The 20,828-nt window shown below is 54.2% G+C and carries 22 protein-coding genes, 1 pseudogene and 1 CRISPR repeat array; of the genes and pseudogenes, 11 read left to right on the forward strand and 12 right to left on the reverse strand.

Annotated features, from left to right (window positions below; translation table 11 throughout):
* The first annotated feature begins 289 nt into the window (after positions 1-289).
* Entirely contained in the window at positions 290-556 is a 267-nt protein-coding gene (locus VI123_RS18140) for an AbrB/MazE/SpoVT family DNA-binding domain-containing protein (RefSeq protein WP_407067022.1), read from the forward strand.
* A 3-nt stretch (positions 557-559) separates the two neighbouring features.
* Entirely contained in the window at positions 560-961 is a 402-nt protein-coding gene (locus VI123_RS18145; protein ID WP_336339478.1) for a PIN domain-containing protein, read from the forward strand.
* Between the two features lie 309 nt (positions 962-1,270).
* On the opposite strand, the gene VI123_RS18150 is transcribed toward VI123_RS18145, so the two are convergent.
* The 4 genes from VI123_RS18150 to VI123_RS18165 all read right to left on the reverse strand — a co-directional run bounded on the left by VI123_RS18150 (position 1,271) and on the right by VI123_RS18165 (position 3,770).
* A complete protein-coding gene (locus tag VI123_RS18150; protein ID WP_336339479.1) occupies positions 1,271-2,152 on the reverse strand; it encodes a hypothetical protein in 882 nt (293 codons plus the stop codon).
* A gap of 280 nt (positions 2,153-2,432) precedes the next feature.
* Entirely contained in the window at positions 2,433-2,642 is a 210-nt protein-coding gene (locus VI123_RS18155) for a hypothetical protein (protein ID WP_336339480.1), read from the reverse strand.
* A complete protein-coding gene (locus VI123_RS18160) occupies positions 2,642-2,947 on the reverse strand; it encodes a hypothetical protein (RefSeq protein WP_336339481.1) in 306 nt (101 codons plus the stop codon). Before VI123_RS18160 ends, VI123_RS18155 begins: the two co-directional genes overlap by 1 nt.
* Before the next feature lie 505 nt (positions 2,948-3,452).
* Positions 3,453-3,770, reverse strand: a complete 318-nt coding sequence (locus tag VI123_RS18165; RefSeq protein WP_336339482.1) for a PadR family transcriptional regulator — start codon at positions 3,768-3,770, stop codon at positions 3,453-3,455.
* Positions 3,771-4,203: 433 nt separating this feature from the next.
* Here VI123_RS18165 and VI123_RS18170 point away from each other — a divergent pair, with 433 nt between their 5' ends.
* On the forward strand, positions 4,204-4,452 hold the full coding sequence (locus tag VI123_RS18170; protein WP_336339483.1) for a winged helix-turn-helix transcriptional regulator: 249 nt from the start codon (positions 4,204-4,206) through the stop codon (positions 4,450-4,452).
* On the opposite strand, the gene VI123_RS18175 is transcribed toward VI123_RS18170, so the two are convergent.
* Positions 4,449-4,676 (reverse strand): winged helix-turn-helix domain-containing protein, encoded by a 228-nt coding sequence (locus VI123_RS18175; RefSeq protein WP_336339484.1) that lies wholly within the window; start codon positions 4,674-4,676, stop codon positions 4,449-4,451. The genes VI123_RS18170 and VI123_RS18175 overlap by 4 nt on opposite strands.
* Before the next feature lie 147 nt (positions 4,677-4,823).
* Here VI123_RS18175 and VI123_RS18180 point away from each other — a divergent pair, with 147 nt between their 5' ends.
* Together VI123_RS18180 and VI123_RS18185 are read left to right on the forward strand one after the other, a co-directional pair.
* Complete coding sequence (locus VI123_RS18180; RefSeq protein WP_336339485.1) at positions 4,824-5,120, forward strand: hypothetical protein; 297 nt, start codon at positions 4,824-4,826, stop codon at positions 5,118-5,120.
* Positions 5,117-5,383: a hypothetical protein gene (locus VI123_RS18185; protein ID WP_336339486.1), complete on the forward strand. Its 267-nt coding sequence runs from the start codon at positions 5,117-5,119 to the stop codon at positions 5,381-5,383. Before VI123_RS18180 ends, VI123_RS18185 begins: the two co-directional genes overlap by 4 nt.
* A gap of 116 nt (positions 5,384-5,499) precedes the next feature.
* Positions 5,500-7,168: a CRISPR direct-repeat array (repeat unit 30 nt; unit sequence GTTACAGACGGACCCTTGGGCGGTTGAAGC).
* 354 nt (positions 7,169-7,522) lie between these two features.
* Here the strand turns inward: VI123_RS18185 and VI123_RS18190 are convergent.
* The 3 genes from VI123_RS18190 to VI123_RS18200 all read right to left on the reverse strand — a co-directional run bounded on the left by VI123_RS18190 (position 7,523) and on the right by VI123_RS18200 (position 11,614).
* On the reverse strand, positions 7,523-9,430 hold the full coding sequence (locus tag VI123_RS18190; protein ID WP_336339487.1) for a lamin tail domain-containing protein: 1,908 nt from the start codon (positions 9,428-9,430) through the stop codon (positions 7,523-7,525).
* 651 nt (positions 9,431-10,081) lie between these two features.
* Positions 10,082-11,299: a hypothetical protein gene (locus VI123_RS18195; protein WP_336339488.1), complete on the reverse strand. Its 1,218-nt coding sequence runs from the start codon at positions 11,297-11,299 to the stop codon at positions 10,082-10,084.
* Positions 11,300-11,440: 141 nt separating this feature from the next.
* Positions 11,441-11,614 carry a hypothetical protein gene (locus VI123_RS18200; RefSeq protein WP_336339489.1) on the reverse strand — a complete coding sequence of 58 codons (174 nt, stop codon included), beginning with the start codon at positions 11,612-11,614 and terminating at the stop codon, positions 11,441-11,443.
* 310 nt (positions 11,615-11,924) lie between these two features.
* Between VI123_RS18200 and VI123_RS18205 the strand changes: the two genes are divergently transcribed.
* Positions 11,925-12,689, forward strand: coding sequence for a hypothetical protein (locus VI123_RS18205; RefSeq protein ID WP_336339490.1), 765 nt, complete (start codon positions 11,925-11,927; stop codon positions 12,687-12,689).
* A 132-nt stretch (positions 12,690-12,821) separates the two neighbouring features.
* Here the strand turns inward: VI123_RS18205 and VI123_RS18210 are convergent, their stop codons facing one another.
* Positions 12,822-13,991 (reverse strand): three-Cys-motif partner protein TcmP, encoded by a 1,170-nt coding sequence (locus VI123_RS18210; protein ID WP_336339491.1) that lies wholly within the window; start codon positions 13,989-13,991, stop codon positions 12,822-12,824.
* 107 nt (positions 13,992-14,098) lie between these two features.
* On the reverse strand, positions 14,099-15,145 hold the full coding sequence (locus tag VI123_RS18215; RefSeq protein WP_336339492.1) for an SPL family radical SAM protein: 1,047 nt from the start codon (positions 15,143-15,145) through the stop codon (positions 14,099-14,101).
* Between the two features lie 133 nt (positions 15,146-15,278).
* On the opposite strand from VI123_RS18215, the gene VI123_RS18220 reads away from it, so the two are divergent.
* Both VI123_RS18220 and VI123_RS18225 read left to right on the forward strand, forming a co-directional pair.
* Positions 15,279-16,622 carry an SPL family radical SAM protein gene (locus tag VI123_RS18220; protein ID WP_407067019.1) on the forward strand — a complete coding sequence of 448 codons (1,344 nt, stop codon included), beginning with the start codon at positions 15,279-15,281 and terminating at the stop codon, positions 16,620-16,622.
* Between the two features lie 272 nt (positions 16,623-16,894).
* Positions 16,895-17,149 (forward strand): hypothetical protein, encoded by a 255-nt coding sequence (locus VI123_RS18225; RefSeq protein WP_336339493.1) that lies wholly within the window; start codon positions 16,895-16,897, stop codon positions 17,147-17,149.
* 140 nt (positions 17,150-17,289) lie between these two features.
* Here the strand turns inward: VI123_RS18225 and VI123_RS18230 are convergent, their stop codons facing one another.
* A complete protein-coding gene (locus tag VI123_RS18230; protein WP_336339494.1) occupies positions 17,290-17,610 on the reverse strand; it encodes a hypothetical protein in 321 nt (106 codons plus the stop codon).
* A 6-nt stretch (positions 17,611-17,616) separates the two neighbouring features.
* Complete coding sequence (locus VI123_RS18235) at positions 17,617-17,883, reverse strand: hypothetical protein (RefSeq protein ID WP_336339495.1); 267 nt, start codon at positions 17,881-17,883, stop codon at positions 17,617-17,619.
* 150 nt (positions 17,884-18,033) lie between these two features.
* Between VI123_RS18235 and VI123_RS18240 the strand changes: the two genes are divergently transcribed.
* The 3 genes and pseudogenes from VI123_RS18240 (at position 18,034) to VI123_RS18250 (ending at position 20,824) form a co-directional block, all read left to right on the forward strand.
* Entirely contained in the window at positions 18,034-18,597 is a 564-nt protein-coding gene (locus tag VI123_RS18240; RefSeq protein ID WP_336339496.1) for an HTH domain-containing protein, read from the forward strand.
* Between the two features lie 113 nt (positions 18,598-18,710).
* Positions 18,711-18,958, forward strand: a pseudogene (locus tag VI123_RS18245) (hypothetical protein); the annotation flags it as partial.
* 273 nt (positions 18,959-19,231) lie between these two features.
* The gene (locus VI123_RS18250; RefSeq protein WP_336339497.1) at positions 19,232-20,824 is read left to right on the forward strand and encodes an Hsp70 family protein; all 1,593 of its coding nucleotides are present in this window, start codon (positions 19,232-19,234) and stop codon (positions 20,822-20,824) included.
* The last annotated feature ends 4 nt before the right edge of the window (positions 20,825-20,828 follow it).

Consider the following 20,828-nt stretch of genomic DNA (forward strand, 5'->3'; position numbering starts at 1 on the left):
TCTAGTTGACAACTATCTTGGATTGTCATAGACCCTCTGGTGACACTTGAACACTACAGAAGAACGCTATATCAGTCGTTGTGAATACGGTTTCTTTATCCAGATGAGACTCTGAAACTGATACGGCTGTACCGGTTAGTACAGGCGCTACCTTGTATAGCGCTTTGATCGGAGCAAGTCAGTAAATGAGCTTGAGAATTGGTTGGACTGGACGACTCAATATAGACGGGAAATATACTATATTTACGGGAATATTTTTACTCTTTCCCACACTATGGGTGAATACATCATGTCGAAGACAACAGACGAACGAGGACGGATCTACCTCCCGAAGGATGTCCGAGACCGGTTCGGTGACCAGTATCGTATCGTTGAGCTCCCGAGCCACGTCGCACTCTTCCCAGTTGACGAGGACCCGCTAGAGGGCCTTCGAGCGGCCGTTGGTGATGCCTTTGCAGAGGCAGAGGCCGACAAGTTGAAAACTGAATCGCGGAAGGCGATCTCACGAGAGGTTCAAGAGGAAGCGAAAGATCGGACACAGGATGGCGAGGCGTAAGTCGTGTACGTTGAAACTGACTTTCTCACCGCACTGTTGAAGGACGACGACTGGCTTCAGGACGCTGCAATCCGTGCCCTCGAAGAGCACGATGACATACATACCTCGATACTCGCGTACGCCGAGGTTCTGGTGCTGTTCTACGACCGTGAGGCGGCCGAGTACGAGATCGATGCGCCGCGGGCGATTACCAACCTACTCGAACTGGTTCCAATCGTGCCCGAAAAGCACGAGGAGGCGGTTCTGGCCGCCGCAGCGTTCCTCGACGAGTACGATCTTACCCCGTTCGATGCACTCCATGCTGGACTCGTCACAACCGGCGAAGAGCGAGTTCTTTCGACCGAGCAGGACTACGACACTGTCGGCCTCGACCGCACATCGCTGGAACCTGCGCCCTCAGAATGAATCTGGTGGATACACCTGTACTGACCAGAAGGTTCACGAATCGTTGCTTGAAGCCAGAACCCGAGCGATGTCGTTTGAAACGAATACCACAGAACGACGCCCGACCCGTCACAGCCGTTGTGAACGACTGAATCGCTCTGGTCGCTCCGTTCGTGTTACGACCACTCACTACACTCCTGAAACAATGGGGTCGCTCCCGGTTCCTGCAGCTAGCAGACAGCAGCGTCGGCAGCAGCAGGGCACGTGCCACCGCGTCCAACAGCGTTGGTTCAGCGCCGATGCACGTCGTAGCCGGTGCGTGTCACAGGGTTAGGGTGAAGACTCCACCACAACGGGTGTGACGCCACCCGTCGCGGCTTTGTGGTCGCTGCTCTCCAGGAGGTCGAGGCCGACGTAGCGCTTCTCAAGCAGTCCCTCGGCGGTCCCCATATCCATCGCGAGGATTTCCGTTTGCGTTTGCTCCCGTCCGACCTGACGGGTCTTCTCGACGATGTCGTCGCCCCCGATCTCAACCAGTTTCTCCCAGACGCGTTTGATGGTCTGGCGATGTGGCTCCTTTCCGAGTTCGGCGGTCAGGGCTGTCTCCAGGTCGGCCTTGGTCATGAACACGCCGCTGCCGTCGGTTCGCTTCGTGGCAAACTCCGGCCAGCGCTTGGCGATGGTGATGGCGCGGTAGGTGTTCTGGCGGTTCGACCGCTCGACGAACATCGTCTTGACCTTCGACTGGCGACAGTTGGCGAAGAAATCCAGTGGCGAACTACTGGGTTCGATTCCGTCGGGCAGTCCCTCGGCGTCTTCCTGCTGGCCGGGGTCGGCTTCGAGTTGCTGGGCCTTGGCGATGGCACTTTTGGCAACGTCGTGGGTGGCCTCCTGCTGGTCTTCGACCTCGTCAAGCCGCTGTTCGTTCGTGGCGGCGTTGCCGACCGCCGTGGTGGCCACGTCATGCGTCTGTTCGAGGTCTCCTTCGAGAGCCTCGACGCGCTCCTGGAGGTCGTCGATGGTCTCGACCAGTAGCCCAAGAACACTCGAAACGGGGGGTGACACCTCGTCGTCGAGCTGGGCGACGAGTGCCTGCAGGTCGTCGGTGTCCAGGCTTTCGTGCCCGATATCCATGCCGAGTTCATCGGCGAGTGCTTGGTCGGTGGCTGTGCTGTCGGTCCCGCTGTCGGTGGGGGTCGGTTCTCGTGGCATCGTGACCACACTGCCCGTGCCCGGAATCGAACCGGGCAGCGCCGACCACGGCACGGGCTCTCGATGAGGCGGTCGGCGTTATCTGCGGGCCGTTAGTACGGTTGCCTCGTGGCAACGCTGGGCTGAGTGGCGCTGCTTCGTGGCAACTCCGGGGCGACCAGCACCTCTCATGGGTCAGCCCCCACTGTCTGGTGCGTGCCAGCCCACTCACACCGAAGCGAATCTTCGTCGACGCGACTCTCGTCGAGGTCGACGCCGTAGTGATTCCCGTGGCCCACCATCACCCCAGCACCTCCCGGCGCTCAATGGCGACATCGTGGGCGCAGTCACCGCGGCGGTACTGCTCGTAGTAGTTCTCGACGGTCGGGAAGTCGGCCGTCCACTCGGTGTAATGGACGAGACCACCGACCTTGTAGCGGAGTCGCCATTCGTCGGCCTGTGCCGGCGCTGTGTCGCTCCCGGCTGAGTCGGGGGTATCGGCTTTGGCCATCACCGCTCACCTCCTGTGAGTGCCTCGCTGCCCTGTGTGGCCGGGCTGTCACGCTGGCGGAGTTCGGTCACCGGGACACGAAACGTCATGAGGTCCTCGGCTCGGCGGATGGCCGTCGTCAACTCCCGGCGGCGCTGGCGGTTGCCGGCCGTGGCGTCGAGGCGCTGGATGGTTTCAGCGGCCAGGTCAGCCAGCAGGACGCCTGTGACTTCGTCGGCGGCCTCGTAGACGGCGGTGACGAGCAGGTGTGGCTCACTGTCGAGTTCGGTCAGGGTGACAACGTCGCCGACAGTCGGGGTGGTCATGCCGACGCACCTCCTCGTGACTGGGCGGCTGCGGGCCTGAACGAGCAGGGCACTTCAGAAACCGCCCCACCGCTGTCGAATGGGGTCCGGTCCTCGTCATCGAAGCGCCGCACGCGCTCTCTGAGCCCCCTCTCTCCTTTCCCTGAGTCCGGGCCCCAGTTTTCGGGGTAGCGCGTGATGTATTCAGTCTCTAACTCGTAGCGAAAATTACAATAAGAGGGGCTAATTACGGCAGTAGTACCAGCACAAAGTTGACTCCTTTGTACTGGGAAATTGTCAGAGGCACATGATACAGTCGCCCGCCGAAACCGGCGGGCGACTATATTGTGAGTGATCCCGAATTGAGTTCCCTGATAGCAACTGTTATCAAAGAGTTCTGTGTCCATTCTTGGAGGGTACCAGTCGGTACTCACTTGCCCAGTGAGTGCGTGCCTCTGACAGCAGCGACCGACTGTGCCCCTAGTTCTGACCGCTGAGCAACGGCGCTGTGCGGGGCGGTGCGCCATTACTGTGTCCCTCCATCGGCGACGGGCCGAGCTTGCGAAGACAGGCCTGCGAGTGTGTCGGCCTGGCGCTGGAGCAACTGTCTGCCAGCGTCAGTCAGCGTATACACGTTCGTACGAGCATCGAGTTCGTCGCGGTTGACGAGGTCCTGGTCGGCGAGCTGGTCGAGGTTCTGGTAGAGACGGCTGTGGTTGATCGGGTCGGCGTAGCGCTCGTCGAGGTAGTCTTTGAGTGCGAGACCATAGGGGTCGTCGTCGACGGCGGCGATGGCTTCCAACAGATCGCGCTGGAAGCCCGTCAAGTCGTAGTAGGTCGTCATCGGTTGCCTCCAATGGAATGCATCTGGCCAAGGCTGGGAGGTGACTTGGTAAGAGTCTGGGGCGCGCGTGACCGGAAGTGGATTTTCGCGGGTCCATTTTCGTCTCCGGCCCGCTGTGGCGTGGTCGTGGGCCGCTCAGCCGATGAACGGAAAGTGAACGGAAGTGAGCGGAAGTACCGCCGTCTGGTGGTTTCCGAATGAACGGAAGTGCTGGTCGGTGGCGAGCGATGCGACTCTTCGTGGGTGGGCTGGTCTGCTGTCATGGATTCAGTGCGACGTGTTATCAGGTACCAGGATTGGCGAGCCTGATGACTGTCACATGTAGATTTGGTGTACCCTCACCACTTAGTTGTTCCGCAACAACGGTTAATGCGAGACAAACAGAGTTAATCCAACCTTTCTTTGTAACTGCTCCCGGAAAAGAGAACCATCCGTGAGCGATCTAAGTGATGAAGGGGCTGAGACGCTCCTAGTAATCGGCCTTCATGCCGATCCCGTTGTGACTGCTCCAGAATTAGCAGAACAACTCAATATTTCGCCTCAGGCAGTCAATAAGCGACTGGATACTCTGGAACAAGATCAATTTGTAACCTCAAAAAAAGTCGGTGCATCAGCAAAGGTTTACTGGCTTACTGAGGCGGGAGAGCATGAGGTGTCAAATATCGGCCTGAGATGGCTCTAATGCCGAGGAGTCCAGTAGACGACCGCTGCGCCTCCAACCCTTTTTCGCCGAAGCTCATTTCGATCCACGAGCTTCTTGAGTCGGTAATTTGCAGCTTGGGTTGAAACGTCAAAAACATCTGCAACCTCGGGTGCTGTTAAAACTGGATCGTCTGTTTTTCGGAACAATGAGAGAATATTTTCGTAGCTTAGATTCTCCTCAATATCAGCGGATATCATACTCATTGTTTAGTCTTTAGTTGTTCCGGAGCAAAAATCTTATGGAGGAGCCGTTACAACGTATTAGATAGGAACACACGCGCCGCTGGTCGATTTCTCACGAAATCGCCCCGGTGCTGAGACACCGAGGCGCGTGGTTCCAGGTAAGAACCAATGGCAACTACGCAATCCAATCCACAAGAACGTACCGCACGCGAACTACTCACCCAGGGCCGCCCGCTGTTTCTCGGCGTCGACGGAGAGGGTGCCGCGCATTACTGGGACAGCTACGAATTCGCTGTGGCTATCGTTGAGACTGATGGGGCCGCTGAGAAAGTGGAATTGTCGGAGACACCCTTTGAAACGCTCTCGGAGTGGTGTGAGTACACTCGTGGCGAGCGTGGCTGGGACGTTGGTCCGCACGTCGGCGGCTCGCTCGTCGGCGATCTTGTCCGAGGTGTTGAGGCGTGAGCAAACCGAGTGTCAGCTGTACGGTTGAAAACCGCCAGCGAGTCCAGCGCGCTGCGCGTGCGCTCCGGGAGACCGTCCCGACAGTTTTGGTCGAAACGACGCCGCCGGTCCGCTCCGAATACGACGCCTGGACGCTCGATGCCGTGCTTCGGGACTGTGAAGGTGTGCCGCCAGAGGTAATGAGCGAGCTGGCGCTGGCTGGACTAACGTTACAGCCCACGCCGTCGCAGGCTGAGCATCAGCACGTCGTGGCGACGGCATAGGATAATAGAACCATATTTTCGTCGACCCCCCGGGGGTTGCAGGGGTATTGCTGGTCGACGAAAACAGTGAAGTGAAACCGGGCTCGAGATAGGCTGTGTCCCGGAAATCGGGCATGGTTACAGACGGACCCTTGGGCGGTTGAAGCCTTCGTGACGAAGCCGTCCCAGTAGGCGCTGGCGCTGTTACAGACGGACCCTTGGGCGGTTGAAGCCGCGCTCGCTGCCTCTCTAAGTGCCACTCGGCGTGTTACAGACGGACCCTTGGGCGGTTGAAGCCGCTCATGCATCCTCAAACACCTCCACGCCGATGCTTGTTACAGACGGACCCTTGGGCGGTTGAAGCCTGAAACACGACGCCGTCCAAGAGGCGGTCGAGCGGTTACAGACGGACCCTTGGGCGGTTGAAGCCTGAAACACGACGCCGTCCAAGAGGCGGTCGAGCGGTTACAGACGGACCCTTGGGCGGTTGAAGCAAAAACATCACGACGACGCCAGTCCATCTCAACAATAGTTACAGACGGACCCTTGGGCGGTTGAAGCATGCGATTTGTGGCCCTGGGGGGTCAGGTCGTCCCGGTTACAGACGGACCCTTGGGCGGTTGAAGCACCCGCCGCGTCGGAACCCACGCGATACAGTCCTTGTTACAGACGGACCCTTGGGCGGTTGAAGCCTTTGCCGAACGCCAGGTTGCCGCTACCCGCACCCGGGTTACAGACGGACCCTTGGGCGGTTGAAGCTCGGTATTGTCGATTGTCTCTACCGTAGGCATACGGTTACAGACGGACCCTTGGGCGGTTGAAGCAAGCGTAGACTGGCCGGAGCGGCCTCAACAGACGAGAGTTACAGACGGACCCTTGGGCGGTTGAAGCTGTTGCAGAAAGCCACCAACAAGCGGTATTACCACTGTTACAGACGGACCCTTGGGCGGTTGAAGCCAGTTGCGAAGGCACTCAAAGAAAACGAGGACAATCGTTACAGACGGACCCTTGGGCGGTTGAAGCGTCTGAGTCGGATTGAAACGGCTGTAACGTAGGTGTTACAGACGGACCCTTGGGCGGTTGAAGCTTCAGACGACCTGAACGACACAGACGTGGAAATTCTGTTACAGACGGACCCTTGGGCGGTTGAAGCTCCTGTCGGACGTGCATCGACGAGGGCGAGTATCCGTTACAGACGGACCCTTGGGCGGTTGAAGCAAGAACGGCACGCGGATTAACGACGCCGCTGACGCGTTACAGACGGACCCTTGGGCGGTTGAAGCTTTTTTGCACGCAACCGCGTAGCCACGCCCATATGCCGTTACAGACGGACCCTTGGGCGGTTGAAGCGCGGTCATGGAGAGGCTCATGTTGACCCACTCGTGTTACAGACGGACCCTTGGGCGGTTGAAGCCCACCCATCCCCGAGCACGAGCATCTGATACGGGTGTTACAGACGGACCCTTGAGCGGTTGAAGCCCCAACGACTGGTATCACGTCGAAAAGTTAGAAGAGTTACAGACGGACCCTTGGGCGGTTGAAGCGGAGAACGAGAGCTTATCATCCGCTACCTCCGAAAGTTTCAGACGGACCCTTGGGCGGTTGAAGCTTGACAAGCGTGTCCGCGGTCGCCGGAATTAGCTGGGTTTCAGACGGACCCTTGGGCGGTTGAAGCTCTTTGACCATCGACCAGTCGTCGCTGAGGACTGTCGTTTCAGATGGACTCTTGGGCGGTTGAAGTCTCGGTGTCGGGATTCCGCAGAACCTGAAGATTATGTTTCAGACGGACCCTTGAGCGGTTGAAGCCCGATGGCGGCGGCGTAAGCCCGGTATCTACTGCCGGTTTCAGACGGACTTTCGGGTAGCTGAAGCTACTCGTCGGTGATCTCGTTCAGGCGGTTGAAGCATGAGATGCACTGTAGAAGAACGACCAACATATAGGGTGTGGTACTGGTGAGATCAGTCTTTCATCTCCTGCTGAATGTGTGTCTCTCCCTGCTGAATGTGTGTCTCTCTCCGGCTGAAAAGGAGGTGTATAGTGAGTATCCAACGAACACAGTCCCGGTTGTTCCAGACAATCCTTCCGTACCAAGAATTGCCATTTGAAAACTAAGCACATGATTGAGACTGTTTTGTTGACTGCAGAACTCCTTCCTAGGACTACGGATACTCGTGCTCAATCACTTGCGCTCCACTCGCATTGCGGACATAGATGGTGTCACCATTATTATTCCAGATGGCCGCATCTGAACCCCAGTAGAGTTCTGTCTCTGAGTCTGTGCCTGAGCCAGTGTAGAGTGTGATTGTCGCTCCCGAAGCTACTGTTACGTCGCTGGGGACCGTATAGACGTGATCTGCATCATCTTCCACTTCCCAATCCGAAATATCAATAGAGTCTTCATTCGTATTCTTGAACACAATATACTCGTCATTCTCATTCTCATGATCGTTCCCATCGGCATCAGCATGGACTTCCTCTACGACTAGGCCACTCTCTGACTGCCCCGTTGATGGGGTCTCCTGCTCGAACGACCAGACCCCTACATCCGCATCCTGCGCATCTGTTTCAGCGCCACTAAACTGGTCCCGTTTGCTGAATTCTGATTCATATAATCGTGCGTATCCCTGCTCGAGCAGCTCACGGTTGAACAGAGACCCATCGTCATAGACATAGACCAATAGCCGGCCGTAACTACCGCGCCTATCGGCTTTTTCATCGACAACGACACGTATCTCTTCCCCGTACGTGAGTTCGGTACGCGCGAATTCACTCGCCTTGTGGCCCCAATCACGAAGGTGATCCCTGCCGTTGTCAGAATCGGGTATTTCCTCCCACTCATCAGGATCTGTTTCAGTATGTACTTCGGGTGTATCAACGCCAAGTAAACGAATTGTGTCGGTGTCCCCGTTCTGATATCGGATATCTATGGTATCACCATCAATGATTTCCGTAACTGTAACCTCAAACTCAGTTTGATTGGCTCGGTCTGGTGTCGGTGTTGGAGTGGGTGTCGGCGTCGGCGTTGGCGTTGGTGTCGGCGTTGGGGTGGGCGTCGGCGTCGGTGTCGGCGTCGGTGTCGGTGTTGGAGTTGGAGTGGGTGTCGGAGTTGGGGTGGGTGTTGGTGCCGGTGTCGGTGTTGGAGTTGGAGTGGGTGTCGGAGTTGGGGTGGGTGTTGGTGCCGGTGTCGGCGTTGAAGTTGGAGTGGGGGTCGGCGTTGGCGTGGGTGTTGGAGTTGGTGTTGGAGTGGATGCCGGCGTTGGCGTGGGTGTTGGAGTTGGTGTTGGAGTGGATGCCGGCGTTGGAGTTGGTGTCGGGGCCTTTGTTGATCTGGGCTCGGATTTTGGCGGTGGAGTTGACGCTGATGTTGGCTCAGATGTAGCTGTTGGAGATGTGCTCACAGGGGAGCCAGATACTGGAGTTTCTGTCTGTGTTGATCTATACATCTGAGCCTGTTCTGAACTTTGAGCTGGTGCCTGCTCGCCTGACTGCGTGGACGCTGATTCCGAACTGACTGTCGATTCGGGGGTCTGTGTAAGTGCCCCACCATACCGAGAGCCAGAAGAGATGTCCTGAGTACTTGATGATTCAGAGACAGTAATCAATGGTGTTGTGCCAATCATGAGAACCATAGATATCAAAATAAGATACCCAAACGAAGCAAAGGTCGGTTTTATACGTGTGTGGGCCTGAAACCCCGGAACCGCTTTCAAATGCGTATTAACCGTATCACGTATCCCAGAGAGGTTAATCAACACAGCCAGTGGGAAAATAAAAGCACATCCAAAGATGGCTATCCCTAGCATAAAAATGACGCCTGCAACTCCACTAACTAGGAGACCTGTAGATAAATATACAATTATGAAATAAACTGCTACAATAACAAAAAACGCTGATATGGACGCGAATATTCGGCTGTCTGACCTTACACCAGGGATATTTCGTTCCTGGAGGTATGTGTGTAGCCCCAATCCATTCAAAAGTATAACTACTGGCAGCGTTATCGAGAGAATCGTAAAAAGGATACCGAGTAAACCAATGATGGCGGCCCACACAGATTGAATCGCCATTACAGTCCATGGTGTATTGTAAGTGTTTTGTAATATACGGCTTACCGAACTGTAGAAGGTAAGCCACTCCTATTGAAATTACCTCTCGGTTCGGATACTGTCACAACATCTGTATCCCGCAGAACTGGGACATACCGAGCAAAAGATTACACAGGGGCGAAGACGGTTTTACTCCCGAAGAATTTCTCCGTCACTAGGGGCGGGGGCTGCCTCCAAGTCACCAAGCAGTACCATCACTTCATCATGTAGACGCCTTGCGTTAGCTGGAATTGGCCCGAGCGCGAGTCAGTACGACGCCTGGACGCTCGACGCCGTGCTTCGGGATGCTGATGGGGTGCCGCCCGAAGTGCTCAGGGAGCTGGCGCTCGCCGGGTTGACGTTACAGCCGACGCCGTCACAAGCCGAGTATCAGCACGTGGCGGCGACGGTGTAGCGAAAATCGCTAACCAACAAACGTAGGCACTACTGCTTGTTTGTAAGTTAGCCAATTCCCGATCCGCTTTCTGACCGTCGTTTGTTGCTCGGGAGTTCTTCTGAAACAACTTCTCGGTAAGCGTGCGTCTCGCCCAGATGAGAGTCTAGAATACGTATCCAATCTGACTGGCCGTCTGATGTTATAGACGGTAAAAAGCTCACCATCGCCCCACTCGATTATTTCAGGTCGTATACTTTGATAGCGACCTTGACTGGTGCACCTGAATCGATATTGAATCGGTACACTTCGTGATCGTCGTATCCCGGTAACTCTGTCTCAAATTGCTTGTGACTCTTCGTCGCCTCCTCCGCCTTCCCACGTATCTCATCGAACCTCGCTCTCCTAGAGAACATCATCAAACACGCATGCGAATCTCGGACCGTTAGATTCCCCAAGAGCTGGTCGATAGCGTCCACAAACTGAGCCGGTCCAGACCAGAACTTGCACTCTGCAACGAACAGATTCCGGTTTTCGTACGGAAGCAGAATGTCAGTCTTCCCACTTCGGTTGAAAGACTCGCCCTGTGCAATCCCGGCGTAGTGAGAGTTGATCCCTGCGAGAAAAATATCACGGAGGGACTCCTCATCCAGATCTCGAACCCTTTCAGCAGATTGTTCGATATTTACTCCCAGATCATCGATAATCCCTAGAATCTCCAAATAATGTTTATCTGGAACAATATCCGGAGAACTGCTGTCCTCAAGCTTCGGAAGCTCAATACTCCGCTTCTTTTCAGGGACTACGAACCCTTGACTTGTAGAACTGCCTGTGTCAACACCGAGGTCCTCCAGAACCTTCGTCTTGGTTTCAACTTCGCCTTGCCGCCTTTCAATCGCCGAGCGAGCCTTACTTTCAGATTTCTCCCGCATCTGCCTAATGTCGGAATTGAGGTTCTCAACCCACGAGCGGACATCATTCTTCCAATCCTCGATATCAGAATGAAGTTCCTCTTTCACCTCTTCCGCATCCCGGTTCTGCGTCCGGAAATCAAAGTATCTCACAACCTCGCTATTCCTGAGGCTGTCGTACAATGGAGGACTGAAATTGTAGCTGCTAGGCTTGTAGCGGAATAATTTTTTATCTCCATCAAACTGGAACTTTACCTTCAGCCTCTCGTACTTTCTAGTCGATGTACCTCGACCTGGGGTTGGAATCCCATTTCGGTTTTGAACTTCTTTCTCAACCTGTCCTCCGTCCTTTTTGATAACGTCGTGAAGTTCGATCTGAGAAGGAGTATATTTTGAAGAGAAAATTATCGCTAGAGAGTCCGTACTGTTTTCATCTAACTCTTCTGAGGTAAGCGATAAGATCTCGTCCATCATCTCTTCCTGCTTCTCTCTTTTCAGGTCGCGGAAATTATAATCGCAGAATAGAGCATTTCGATTCCTTGCCATTACAGAGACTCACTGATGCAACATATTGGTACTTTCCCCATGCTAAGAACTGCTGACCGATACCGATGATTAGTCGACCCTCTGTACTACTCAGCTCTTAATTCGGGTCACAGTAGGTTCTAAGTTGTGTTGTATTAGTATTCAGGTCCGAATCCGCTTGGCTCGATCCCCAGCATGCGTCATCACTGCGAACGCACAGACGACAATCCCTGAAACCATCATTCGAAACATCGACGTTGGCTCAATATTGACGCCGGCAGTGTGATAGGCGGCAATAGCAGTGCCGGTGACCCCGGCGGCGACGAGATCGATCATTATAGCGGAGTCGTCACAGACACTGAGGAGTTCGAAGCACAGAAACCACCAAATCTTCAACCGGTAAAGAACACTCTGTAGGTGCATGGCCAACGTCATTCTTGGTATCCTATCTTGGTTGCAGGAATGGTCCGCTGTTATCTCTGGCATAGGTACACTCATACTCACATCCTTTCTGGTGATCTTGTACTATCGCCAGAATTCGATACAGGAAGATCAACAAGACCTTCTAAGACGTGAGCTTAACCGAGAGGTTCGGCAAGAGCACTCAGAAACTCTGAAGAAACGAATCCGTGCTTGGCATGGAGATATGGATGAGGTTAGTGTGCCCGAGACAGGGTGGTTCTCTGATGAAACTAATCTTCCGAAGGTTCAAGCTGCGACTGTAGACCCCGCTCCACCGATTATTCAGGTTGTTGGTGAAGATCCAGAATTTCGCGTGGTTCCTGAAGCAATTGAGGATGATCGGTATCTGCAGGATCTTCTGAATAACCATGCATCCGACCTCTATAAACTGAAAGAAGAAATTGAGAGCCAGTATTCTGATTTCGTCAAGGCAAAAGAGGCCTTCGTCACGGCGTACCCTGAAGCGACAGCTATCGAGACAGATAACTACGCTATTCGACCGAGATCTGAGTTTGCGAAGTGGGTGTTCGAGCGAGCAGTCATGCTCAATCGCACTCAGATTGCAAGAGAAAAAGAAAAATTGAAAGATGTCGCCGAAAGTCGGATTCGGGGTACGAATTCCGCGAATTCGGAGAAGGCAATGAAGTTCTACAGCCCCACCGGGATAGATGGTGCAGGTCCATCCACCTACGAAGTTGAGATGGCATCTGATAACTTCAAAGAACTTGACGACCACGAAGATGAGATTATCGAAAAAATCGTGAAGATTCATTGGACGGCTATTGATAACATCGGAGATGACGACCTCTATGACCATGCGGTTGAAGCGGCCGATATGCTGGACTCAATGGCGGGGAACGTTGAGGAGCTAAAAGCAAAATTGGTGGAACACGAGGGCCATCCGATCTATCTTGAAGACTGTGAATACTTAGAAGAGGTCACGGTCTGAGGTACAAGAGATCTCGACATTAACTACTCGTCCACCCCTTCATCGATCCCTTGTCGTCAACACCGATGACTAAATTACACCCGCCAATCTAATTATTGAAACTATTATCAGAGTCTTCCCAATACCCTCGTGTTATCCAGCAAACTTATCCGAATTGTGGAAATCAACTAAGTCGCTTCCTTGAATTCCCGTTTTTTCTGAAGTAATCCGCTGAATGTCAACTTCGCCTTCATCTTCTAACTCATGCAGTGCTTCTCTGTAGTCTGATACTGTCGCATCACTGTACTTTCGTTCTTCGGAGCAAACTTCCACGAGTTTAGAGAAAGTAACAATATACTCTTCGAACCGATCTTGGAGGAACTCCTTTGTCTGGTTATTCCCTATCGGTAGCTGTGCTTGATTTCGATTATATTCTGGCTTCTTAGGGGCGTATGCGAACTTACCGGTTCCACAGTAACTCATCACTTCACGCATGGTTTGAAGCCCAGCAGAGCTGTTGGTTCCGAAAACCAAATAGTAGACCGTTTGCGTCGTCTCAGGTTCGGTAATCATGTATTCGAAGGTCTGACTGGGTCCGTTGGCTTCTAACCGATCAGTATAGTATTCCACTAATGGTACCCAGTTTGAAGCGTCATAGCTGTCAATCTTGGATTGCCATTCATCTTCTCCAAAGACTGTATTCAGGGCTTCTTGGTGGTCTTCAGATCCCAAAAATCTGTTCATATCGCGCGACATAAATGTGATAAGAAATTCAAACTGTGGAGTTGAGCCCAATTCAGTGACAACGTCGTAATCCAAGCTCTGGAACCCAAACGGATCGATAAAAAAGAATGTAGGGCAGTCATTCCCGTCTGTGGACTCAATCACGTTCAAAACCGTGTTCTGAAACTCTCCATGCTTACAGTTGACCGAAATGTCTTGATCGTATCCGCTGGTTCTTTCAATATTCTCTTCTAGGATCTCGTAGTTAGTCAGGTCAGCTTCAATGAAAGTACACTCTGCAGAATCGAACTGATCTGACCGCTCAGTGAGTCGATCAAGAATCAACTGTGGCGAACCAGGGAATTCAGCTGGTGTAGATATGTGTTCCAGGCTGAGCGGGTCAGTATCCTCTGTATCAACATATGAACCACGCCCAGCAAAACAATCTACCACCCGGACTTTATTTTGATCTCCGGACTTAAGATTATATGTCGTGAGTTTGTTTGTCCAAGGCTTGAGGTATTTCCGGAGGACTTCGTGCTTGGCAGCAGTGTGCGAGCGGTAGACCCACTTCCTATCATCATCGTCATCCAGAGGCATAGACAATTATGATTACATTATTACTTTGTACCATTTTATTCTGCCGGCACCTAGAAAGTCTGAAACGGAAGAGTGGCTGTAAATCCTGGAACTGGTGGTGATTTGGCTCAACTCGGTTGAGGGCACTTTGGCGGAGACTTCGACGGCACATCCCGATCCGCAAATTCCTCGGGCGACTGCCGATCTCGCCAAGACTGCAACCACGCTGCTGTCTCTTCGTCGACATGCTTGATCAGTTGCTTGTCGGGCCACAGGTGCACAGGCAGGTCCAACTCCCGTCCAATCTCTTGGACCCACCGTAGATGATTCGTCGCATACTCGACCCACTGCTCACGAGACCGGAGCGCATCCAACTCCTCGGCTAACTCCGTTTCACCAGCATCCCGCGCTGCTTCAACAGTCATCTCGAAGTTCCCACCACGGGGATTGATCGGTTCGTGGAACACCACAGCCGGGTCACATGCAGCGACCCGCTCTAACTGTTCCCGAAGGTCAGCCTTGTCCTGCGTGGGATAGGTCGGACTCATACTGACAAACGTCTGAACGCCATGCTCGTTGAATTCCTTCAGCCCCTTCAACCGCAGCTCCGGTGCTGGAGCACTCGGTTCAATCGCTCCAACTTGCTCAGCGTCCATACACGGAATCGATGAACCAATCGTCACATACTCGCCAGCATCCTGAAAGACATCCAGATCTTGTAGGGCCAGAATCGGGTTCCGCGTCAACACCCGGACATACTCTTCATGGCTTGCGATAGCGTCGACGACATCGCGGGTAATCTTCCCAGCGCGACCGTCCATGTAGCAATCCGTCGAAAAGGACACTCCAACGACGCCCTGCCCACGCTCTGTTTCCCGCCACGTTCGTTTTCGATCCAAATGCCCGTCCAGTCTCTCGCCTAGATCATCCCGATAGAGCACATAGTTCCCCCACTCTTTCTGGCCGTTGTCAACGTCGGCTTCTTCTTTGAGCATGTCCGGCCGCGTCCGAATGTTTGGCGTCGAGGGGACATAGCAGAATTTACAGCCATGCCGACAGCCTGTCGCCACGTTGACAACGTAGTCACACAGATGCTTGCTGTTGAGGCCCGACTCACTGAGAATCGCCTTTGTAGGGTCTTTGCCCGTCCGTACGTCTTCGTGGTCGTCTGTCATATGTTATCTTGTCTTTCTCGTCTACTACTAGATATAACTGTGTGCAACAAATTCTGCGTTCAGTTTCACTTTCACTCCGCGTGGCTGACTTCTAATGGGGTCCAGTATAAAAAAACAGGTAGGAGAGAGACGCATGGAACTCACCTGGGACACCGGCGATAGCTGGTTCGAGCGGACCTACGCCGTCGAACACGCCGGGGAGACGGTCGCTACGTTCGACGACGAGCCAACGCTCGACGAACTTCGTGCACTCTCACGAGACTACGGTGCCCCGACCGAACGACTCGATCTCTGGCAAGCCGGTTTGCTGTGTACCCAGTGCAACGACGAAATCAACGACCGCTTTGCCGCCAACCCACAGGGTGACCTGCTGTGCTGGGACTGTGCCACTGACACCGAGAGCCATGACGAGCAGGGTATCACTGTCAATACTGACCCAACGAAGTCGGTGATGAGCGAGTCCCATCTCCATACCAAGAGCCTCTGCGATCACGTCATCAACGTCGCTACCGGTTGCCGCCACGGCTGTGAATTCTGCTACGTCCCAACCACGCCGGCTATCGATAGTCGTGATGCGATGCTTGCCGAGCAAGCCGACGTTGACGATCCACAAACCGACTGGGGGAGCTATCTACTGTACCGGGACGACCTCCCAGAGCGACTGGGGAACATCCTCGAAGAACGTGACCCCAGCGAGCGCAAGCTGACTGACCGTGGCCGCGGTGTTGTGATGCTATCCAGCGGCACTGACTGTTACCAGGACCGCCGGACCGCTCAGATTACCCGTGGTGCTGTCGCCGAACTCATCACCCACGATATTCCTGTCCGTATCCTCACCCGAAGCCCTGCTGTGACGCGGGATCTTGATCTCTTCCAAGCTGCCGGCGACAGGATTACCGTCGGCTCGTCGATTCCATCCTTCGATGCCACGCTCGTGAAAGCGATGGAACCGAACGCCCCGCCACCGATGACTCGCTGGCAGGCGCTGGATACGCTCCAGCAGGCCGGTGTGTCGGTGTTCGTCTCGATGTCACCCACATACCCGACGATGGGCGAGGACGACTTTCACGAGCTACTCAGCTACTTTAGAGCGCTCGGTGAGGTTGTTGTCTTCCACGAGCCGATCAACCCCCGCGGCGCGAACTTCCAGCAGTGTCTCGACGCCGCCAAGGAAGCCGGCTATGATGACGTTGTCGACGAACTCCAGCAGATGCAGGACAGCCACCAGTACTGGGTCGAATACGCCCTCGAACAATTGAATACGGTCCAGCAGGTCGCAACGCGCTTCGACGGACTCGAAGTGCATTCTTGGCCCGACGATGAGCTGGTGCGTTCGACGAGTGGCCAACTTCGGTCGAAACTCAAAGCGATGCAACAGGCTGTGTCACCGGAGTCGTTCTCCGAACGGACGCCAGATGCATCGCCAGAGCAATCCGAATTAGCTCGCGACGGCGAGTCCGTCGAGCATCTCATCTAACGACCAGCAGTTGTCGGGATGAGACTCATCTTCGCTCTGTCAAAAGCCGGCTTGGACGGTTATTCAGCGCGGCTAACCAACAACTGGAACGGCATTGCCCCAGTGTTAGGTTCGGAGAGTCGTGCCAAGAAGAGGGCGCATATCCCCGCTAGAATATCGTTCTGGCATAAACCTGAAATCTATAATCTACAAGACCAGCAACTGAATGTATGAAAATTATACCAACCGACGCCAGGGACGTTCGGACTCGCGTTCACCTCCGAGCCGGTAGTATGGATGGTGCTGATGTTGTTGCTTATGGAGACGTGGGTATCCTCCCGGAGAACGTAGAACAAGAGCTACGTCAGATTCTCAGCGATCATCCTATTAAACGATATCCTGAGGGAACATATCTCGGTGTGTTTGCCTCGTCCGATTTAGAGAGTAGAGACATCCGTGACCCAGATGCTGTCTTATCAGACCCATACCCACGCAATATCGAGTTGAGCGAATTTCCACCTGAGCAAAACCAACTCTACAAATGGTAACTCCTTTGCGAACGCCTCACCTCGGGCTAGCTGAACTGTGGCGTCGACTCCGGCATTGATCCAGTCTGGCAGCGATGCCACAGTTTGATTGGTATCGTGCGGACCAAGCCACCTCGTCACGCCGAGTCGCTACCAACGGCTCACACCCAGCCGTCCGGGAGGCGTTCGCTGTGGGTCTGGATCAACTCGATAAACGGCTCGATTTCCGCGAACTGTGGGCCCTGACTGACCTCATGGGTCTGTTCGTCCCACACAATGTAGCCAGCCGCGGCCAACCTTGGGAGATGGTTATGAACGTACTCGGCGTGGATCGGTGTCCCCGGTGCTGATTCGTCGGCCCGAAGTTCAGTGAAATGGACCGTCTCAGTGGGCTGGCAAGCAGCGAGCCCGGTCAGCAGCCGGCGGCGAGGCTGTGCCTGCAAGCACTCGAAGAGTGTGTTCCAGGTATTTTCCTCACTCATACGCATCTACTCAATCCCCAGCGCTGCCGCCACTATCACGCTGACAATCAATAGCGCAATGAAACTAGCAGACAGCCACGAGAACCCGGGTACAGCAGCCAGGCTCGATTGTATATCGATGGCTGCCGTCGCCAGGGGGCCTGCGATGACAACGACAACGAAAGCTCCGAGTATGAACCGGCCGTCACTCTGTCCGCGCTGCAGGTTCTGATCAGTGTTCAATACATGTTCTGACGATGTGCAACGTCGTGCACTGTCTTCGTCATCAACCATCGACACCGCAACGGACACTCGCCGGGGGCTAAAACCGGGTAGACCGTTTAGAGAGTCGCTACTGGGGGTTGACGGCCATCAAGGGGCCCCTGTTTCATCGTCAACCCTCTAGCTCATCCCTTTATTTGTCCGGTTATTCAACCGGATGGCATGGCGCAGGTGCCGTCAGAGTTTGAGGAAGAATTCGAAGCGAAGAAGGAGACCTTCTTCGGCATCGCTGAGTTGCTCTACGCCAACCCCGGCCGGCAATACACCCAGCAGGAACTCGCCGAGCGATTCGACTGTTCGACGACGACGATCAGCAACCACACCCAGGAGATGAACGAGTGGCTTGACCGTCGCGACGGCCAGACCACCTATGGCTGGAACGTCGATGTTTACGATCCCGGCCACACGGAGACAACGATGGCAGTGCGTCGATTCTACGCGGACCTCTGGAAGTTATTGAAGAAGCACTCACGGACCGGCCCAAGCGCGCTTGCGCTCTTTGGGTTCATCATGCTGCTCACCGGCACCGTCATGTTCTCGATCTATGTGGGATTCGCGCTCGAACTCTTCGCGGAATCGGCCCTCCCGGCCGGCATCTACCTGGGGATTGCCATTGGGTGTCTGGTCACCGGCGTCATTGTGACACTCTGTGCGCCGTATATGGCCTGGGTCAGTGGAATTCTCTGGCCTCGACTGCCGGGGAATTCGTTTGAGAAAGAAGAGTGAGAGCTTCGCTCAGAACAAGTGTTCTCAGGTCTATACTCCCTCGATAACACTCCGAAACTCGGCCCTGATATCGGCGGGTCCTTGGTCAGTAATCTGGTCCGAGGTGTTGGGGCATGAGTTGTATCGTTGAAGAACGACGGCGGGTCTGGCGTGCCGCTCGGGTGATTCGAGCCGAGGTTCCAATCGAGTCGGTGGACGTGCTTTCGCCAAGCACGAGTTAGTACGGTGAATGAACGCTCGATGCCGTTCTTCGGGACGCTGAGGGTGTGCCGCCAGAGGTACTGCGTGAGCTGGCGTTGGCTGAGTTGACGTTGCAGCCGACGGCGTGAAGATGGGGTATGAGCACGTGGCCGCGACGGTGCAGAGAGTAAATGCTAACCAACGAATAATGTGGACCCGCCCACTGTTGGTTAGCCAACACGCGACCTGCTTTCTGACGGTCATTCATTCTTTATTCGTCCGCCTGAAGCAATGACTTAGTAAACGTATCTGCTGATTGACCTGAGAGGGCTGCAGTTCCAACCATGTAGAGAAAGTATCTACCACGTGGTTATTGGGATGCTGATTATAGAATAAAATATTTTACCGAGTATTCAGTAGGTTACACTATCATAGACATCCAATTTGTATTCTTATGACTGATACTTCACTTCCAATCGGTATCGACCTTGGAACATCGAACAGTGTCATCGCCACCGCAACCAGCGGCGATTTCACCGTCCTCGAAAACAAGCGGGGAGACCGCAAAACGCCCTCTGTCGTAAGCTACGACTGGGAGTCGAACGAGGTCTTCGTCGGGAGACAAGCAGAGAACCGAGCGGTGAGCAACCCCGAAGACACTATCCAGTCGATTAAGCGCCACATGGGGGAGGACGAGACGTTCCCTCTCGGGAACGAGACTCATCGCCCTGAAAGCATCAGTGCCCTCATTCTCCAAAAGCTCATTCAAGACGCAGAAGCCCAGTTGAACCAGTCTCTCGAAAATGCAGTCATCACGGTTCCTGCCTACTTCTCGGAGAAACAACGGAAGGCTACAAAGAAGGCCGGTGAAATTGCCGGAATCACAGTTGACCGAATAATTTCCGAACCGACCGCAGCGTGTCTGGCATACGGTCTCCAATCCAGCTCTTCAAAGACCGTATTCGTCTACGACCTCGGCGGCGGAACGTTCGATTGCTCTGTTGTAAATATCACCGACGGTGTCGTCGAGGTTCAGGGCGTCGACGGTGACGCCGACCTCGGCGGAGACGATTACGACGGGTTGGTCGTTTCGTGGCTCATCGACCAGATTGAACAAAGTCACGGAAGCAAGCCAGACGTAGCCGACCCGACTGTAGAATCTCGCCTATTTGAAGCCGCAAAGAAAGCGAAACACGAGTTGACCTCCCTGAAATCGACTACATTTTCGCTCCCGTACGTCGAATTAGAAGATGGGAGTACAGCAAACTTCGAAGAAACGCTCACCAGGGATACGTTCAAACAGATAACTGCAGGTCCAACGCAAGAGACGCTGGACATCACGAAAGACTTTCTCAGAGATACCGGCGTCTCGCCAGCGGATATCGACGATGTGATTCTGGTTGGTGGGTCGACTCGAATGCCTGCCATACGGAATGCAGTAGAGCAACTATTCGGTCAAAAACCCAGAGTTGGAATCAACCCTGACACTATCGTCGCACTCGGGGCTACAGCACAGGCCTGTATCAGCCAGGAAATACCAGTTCCATCGTCTACTCCGACTGCTATCACCCCCAAATCAGAATCCTCGTCAGAAGAATCTGTGCTTGGAAACGGGTCACAGCCCGTGTTAGTAGATGTTCTCCCGCAGACCGTCGGAGTGAAGCTCGGTGACGCTCAAACGAAGGAGTTCTATTTCCAGCCCCTCATCATGAAAGACGAGTCTATTCCAGCCGAGACAGAAGTGTCTACGACCCCGCTCGAAGACTACCAGACTCACTCTACATTCGAGATATATCAAGGGAACTCCGGGACGCTTGAAGAGAATGAATTGGTTGACCAGTTCACTCTCGGCCCATATCCTCCGAAGGAACGCGAAGAAGCCAGTCACCGGATTAGCATTCACATCGACGCTGAGGGCATTATCCACGTCGAGGCTGTGGACGAACAACACGACATCCGAGAAGGTATTGAGATCGATGCTGAATTTGAACTCAGCGATAGTGAAGTGCAGGAGATGAAGGACGATCTGCCAGCTCTCCACGATTGAGAAG

It is taken from the genome of Haloarcula sp. DT43, assembly GCF_037078405.1.
GTDB classification, from domain to species: Archaea; Halobacteriota; Halobacteria; order Halobacteriales; family Haloarculaceae; genus Haloarcula; species Haloarcula brevis.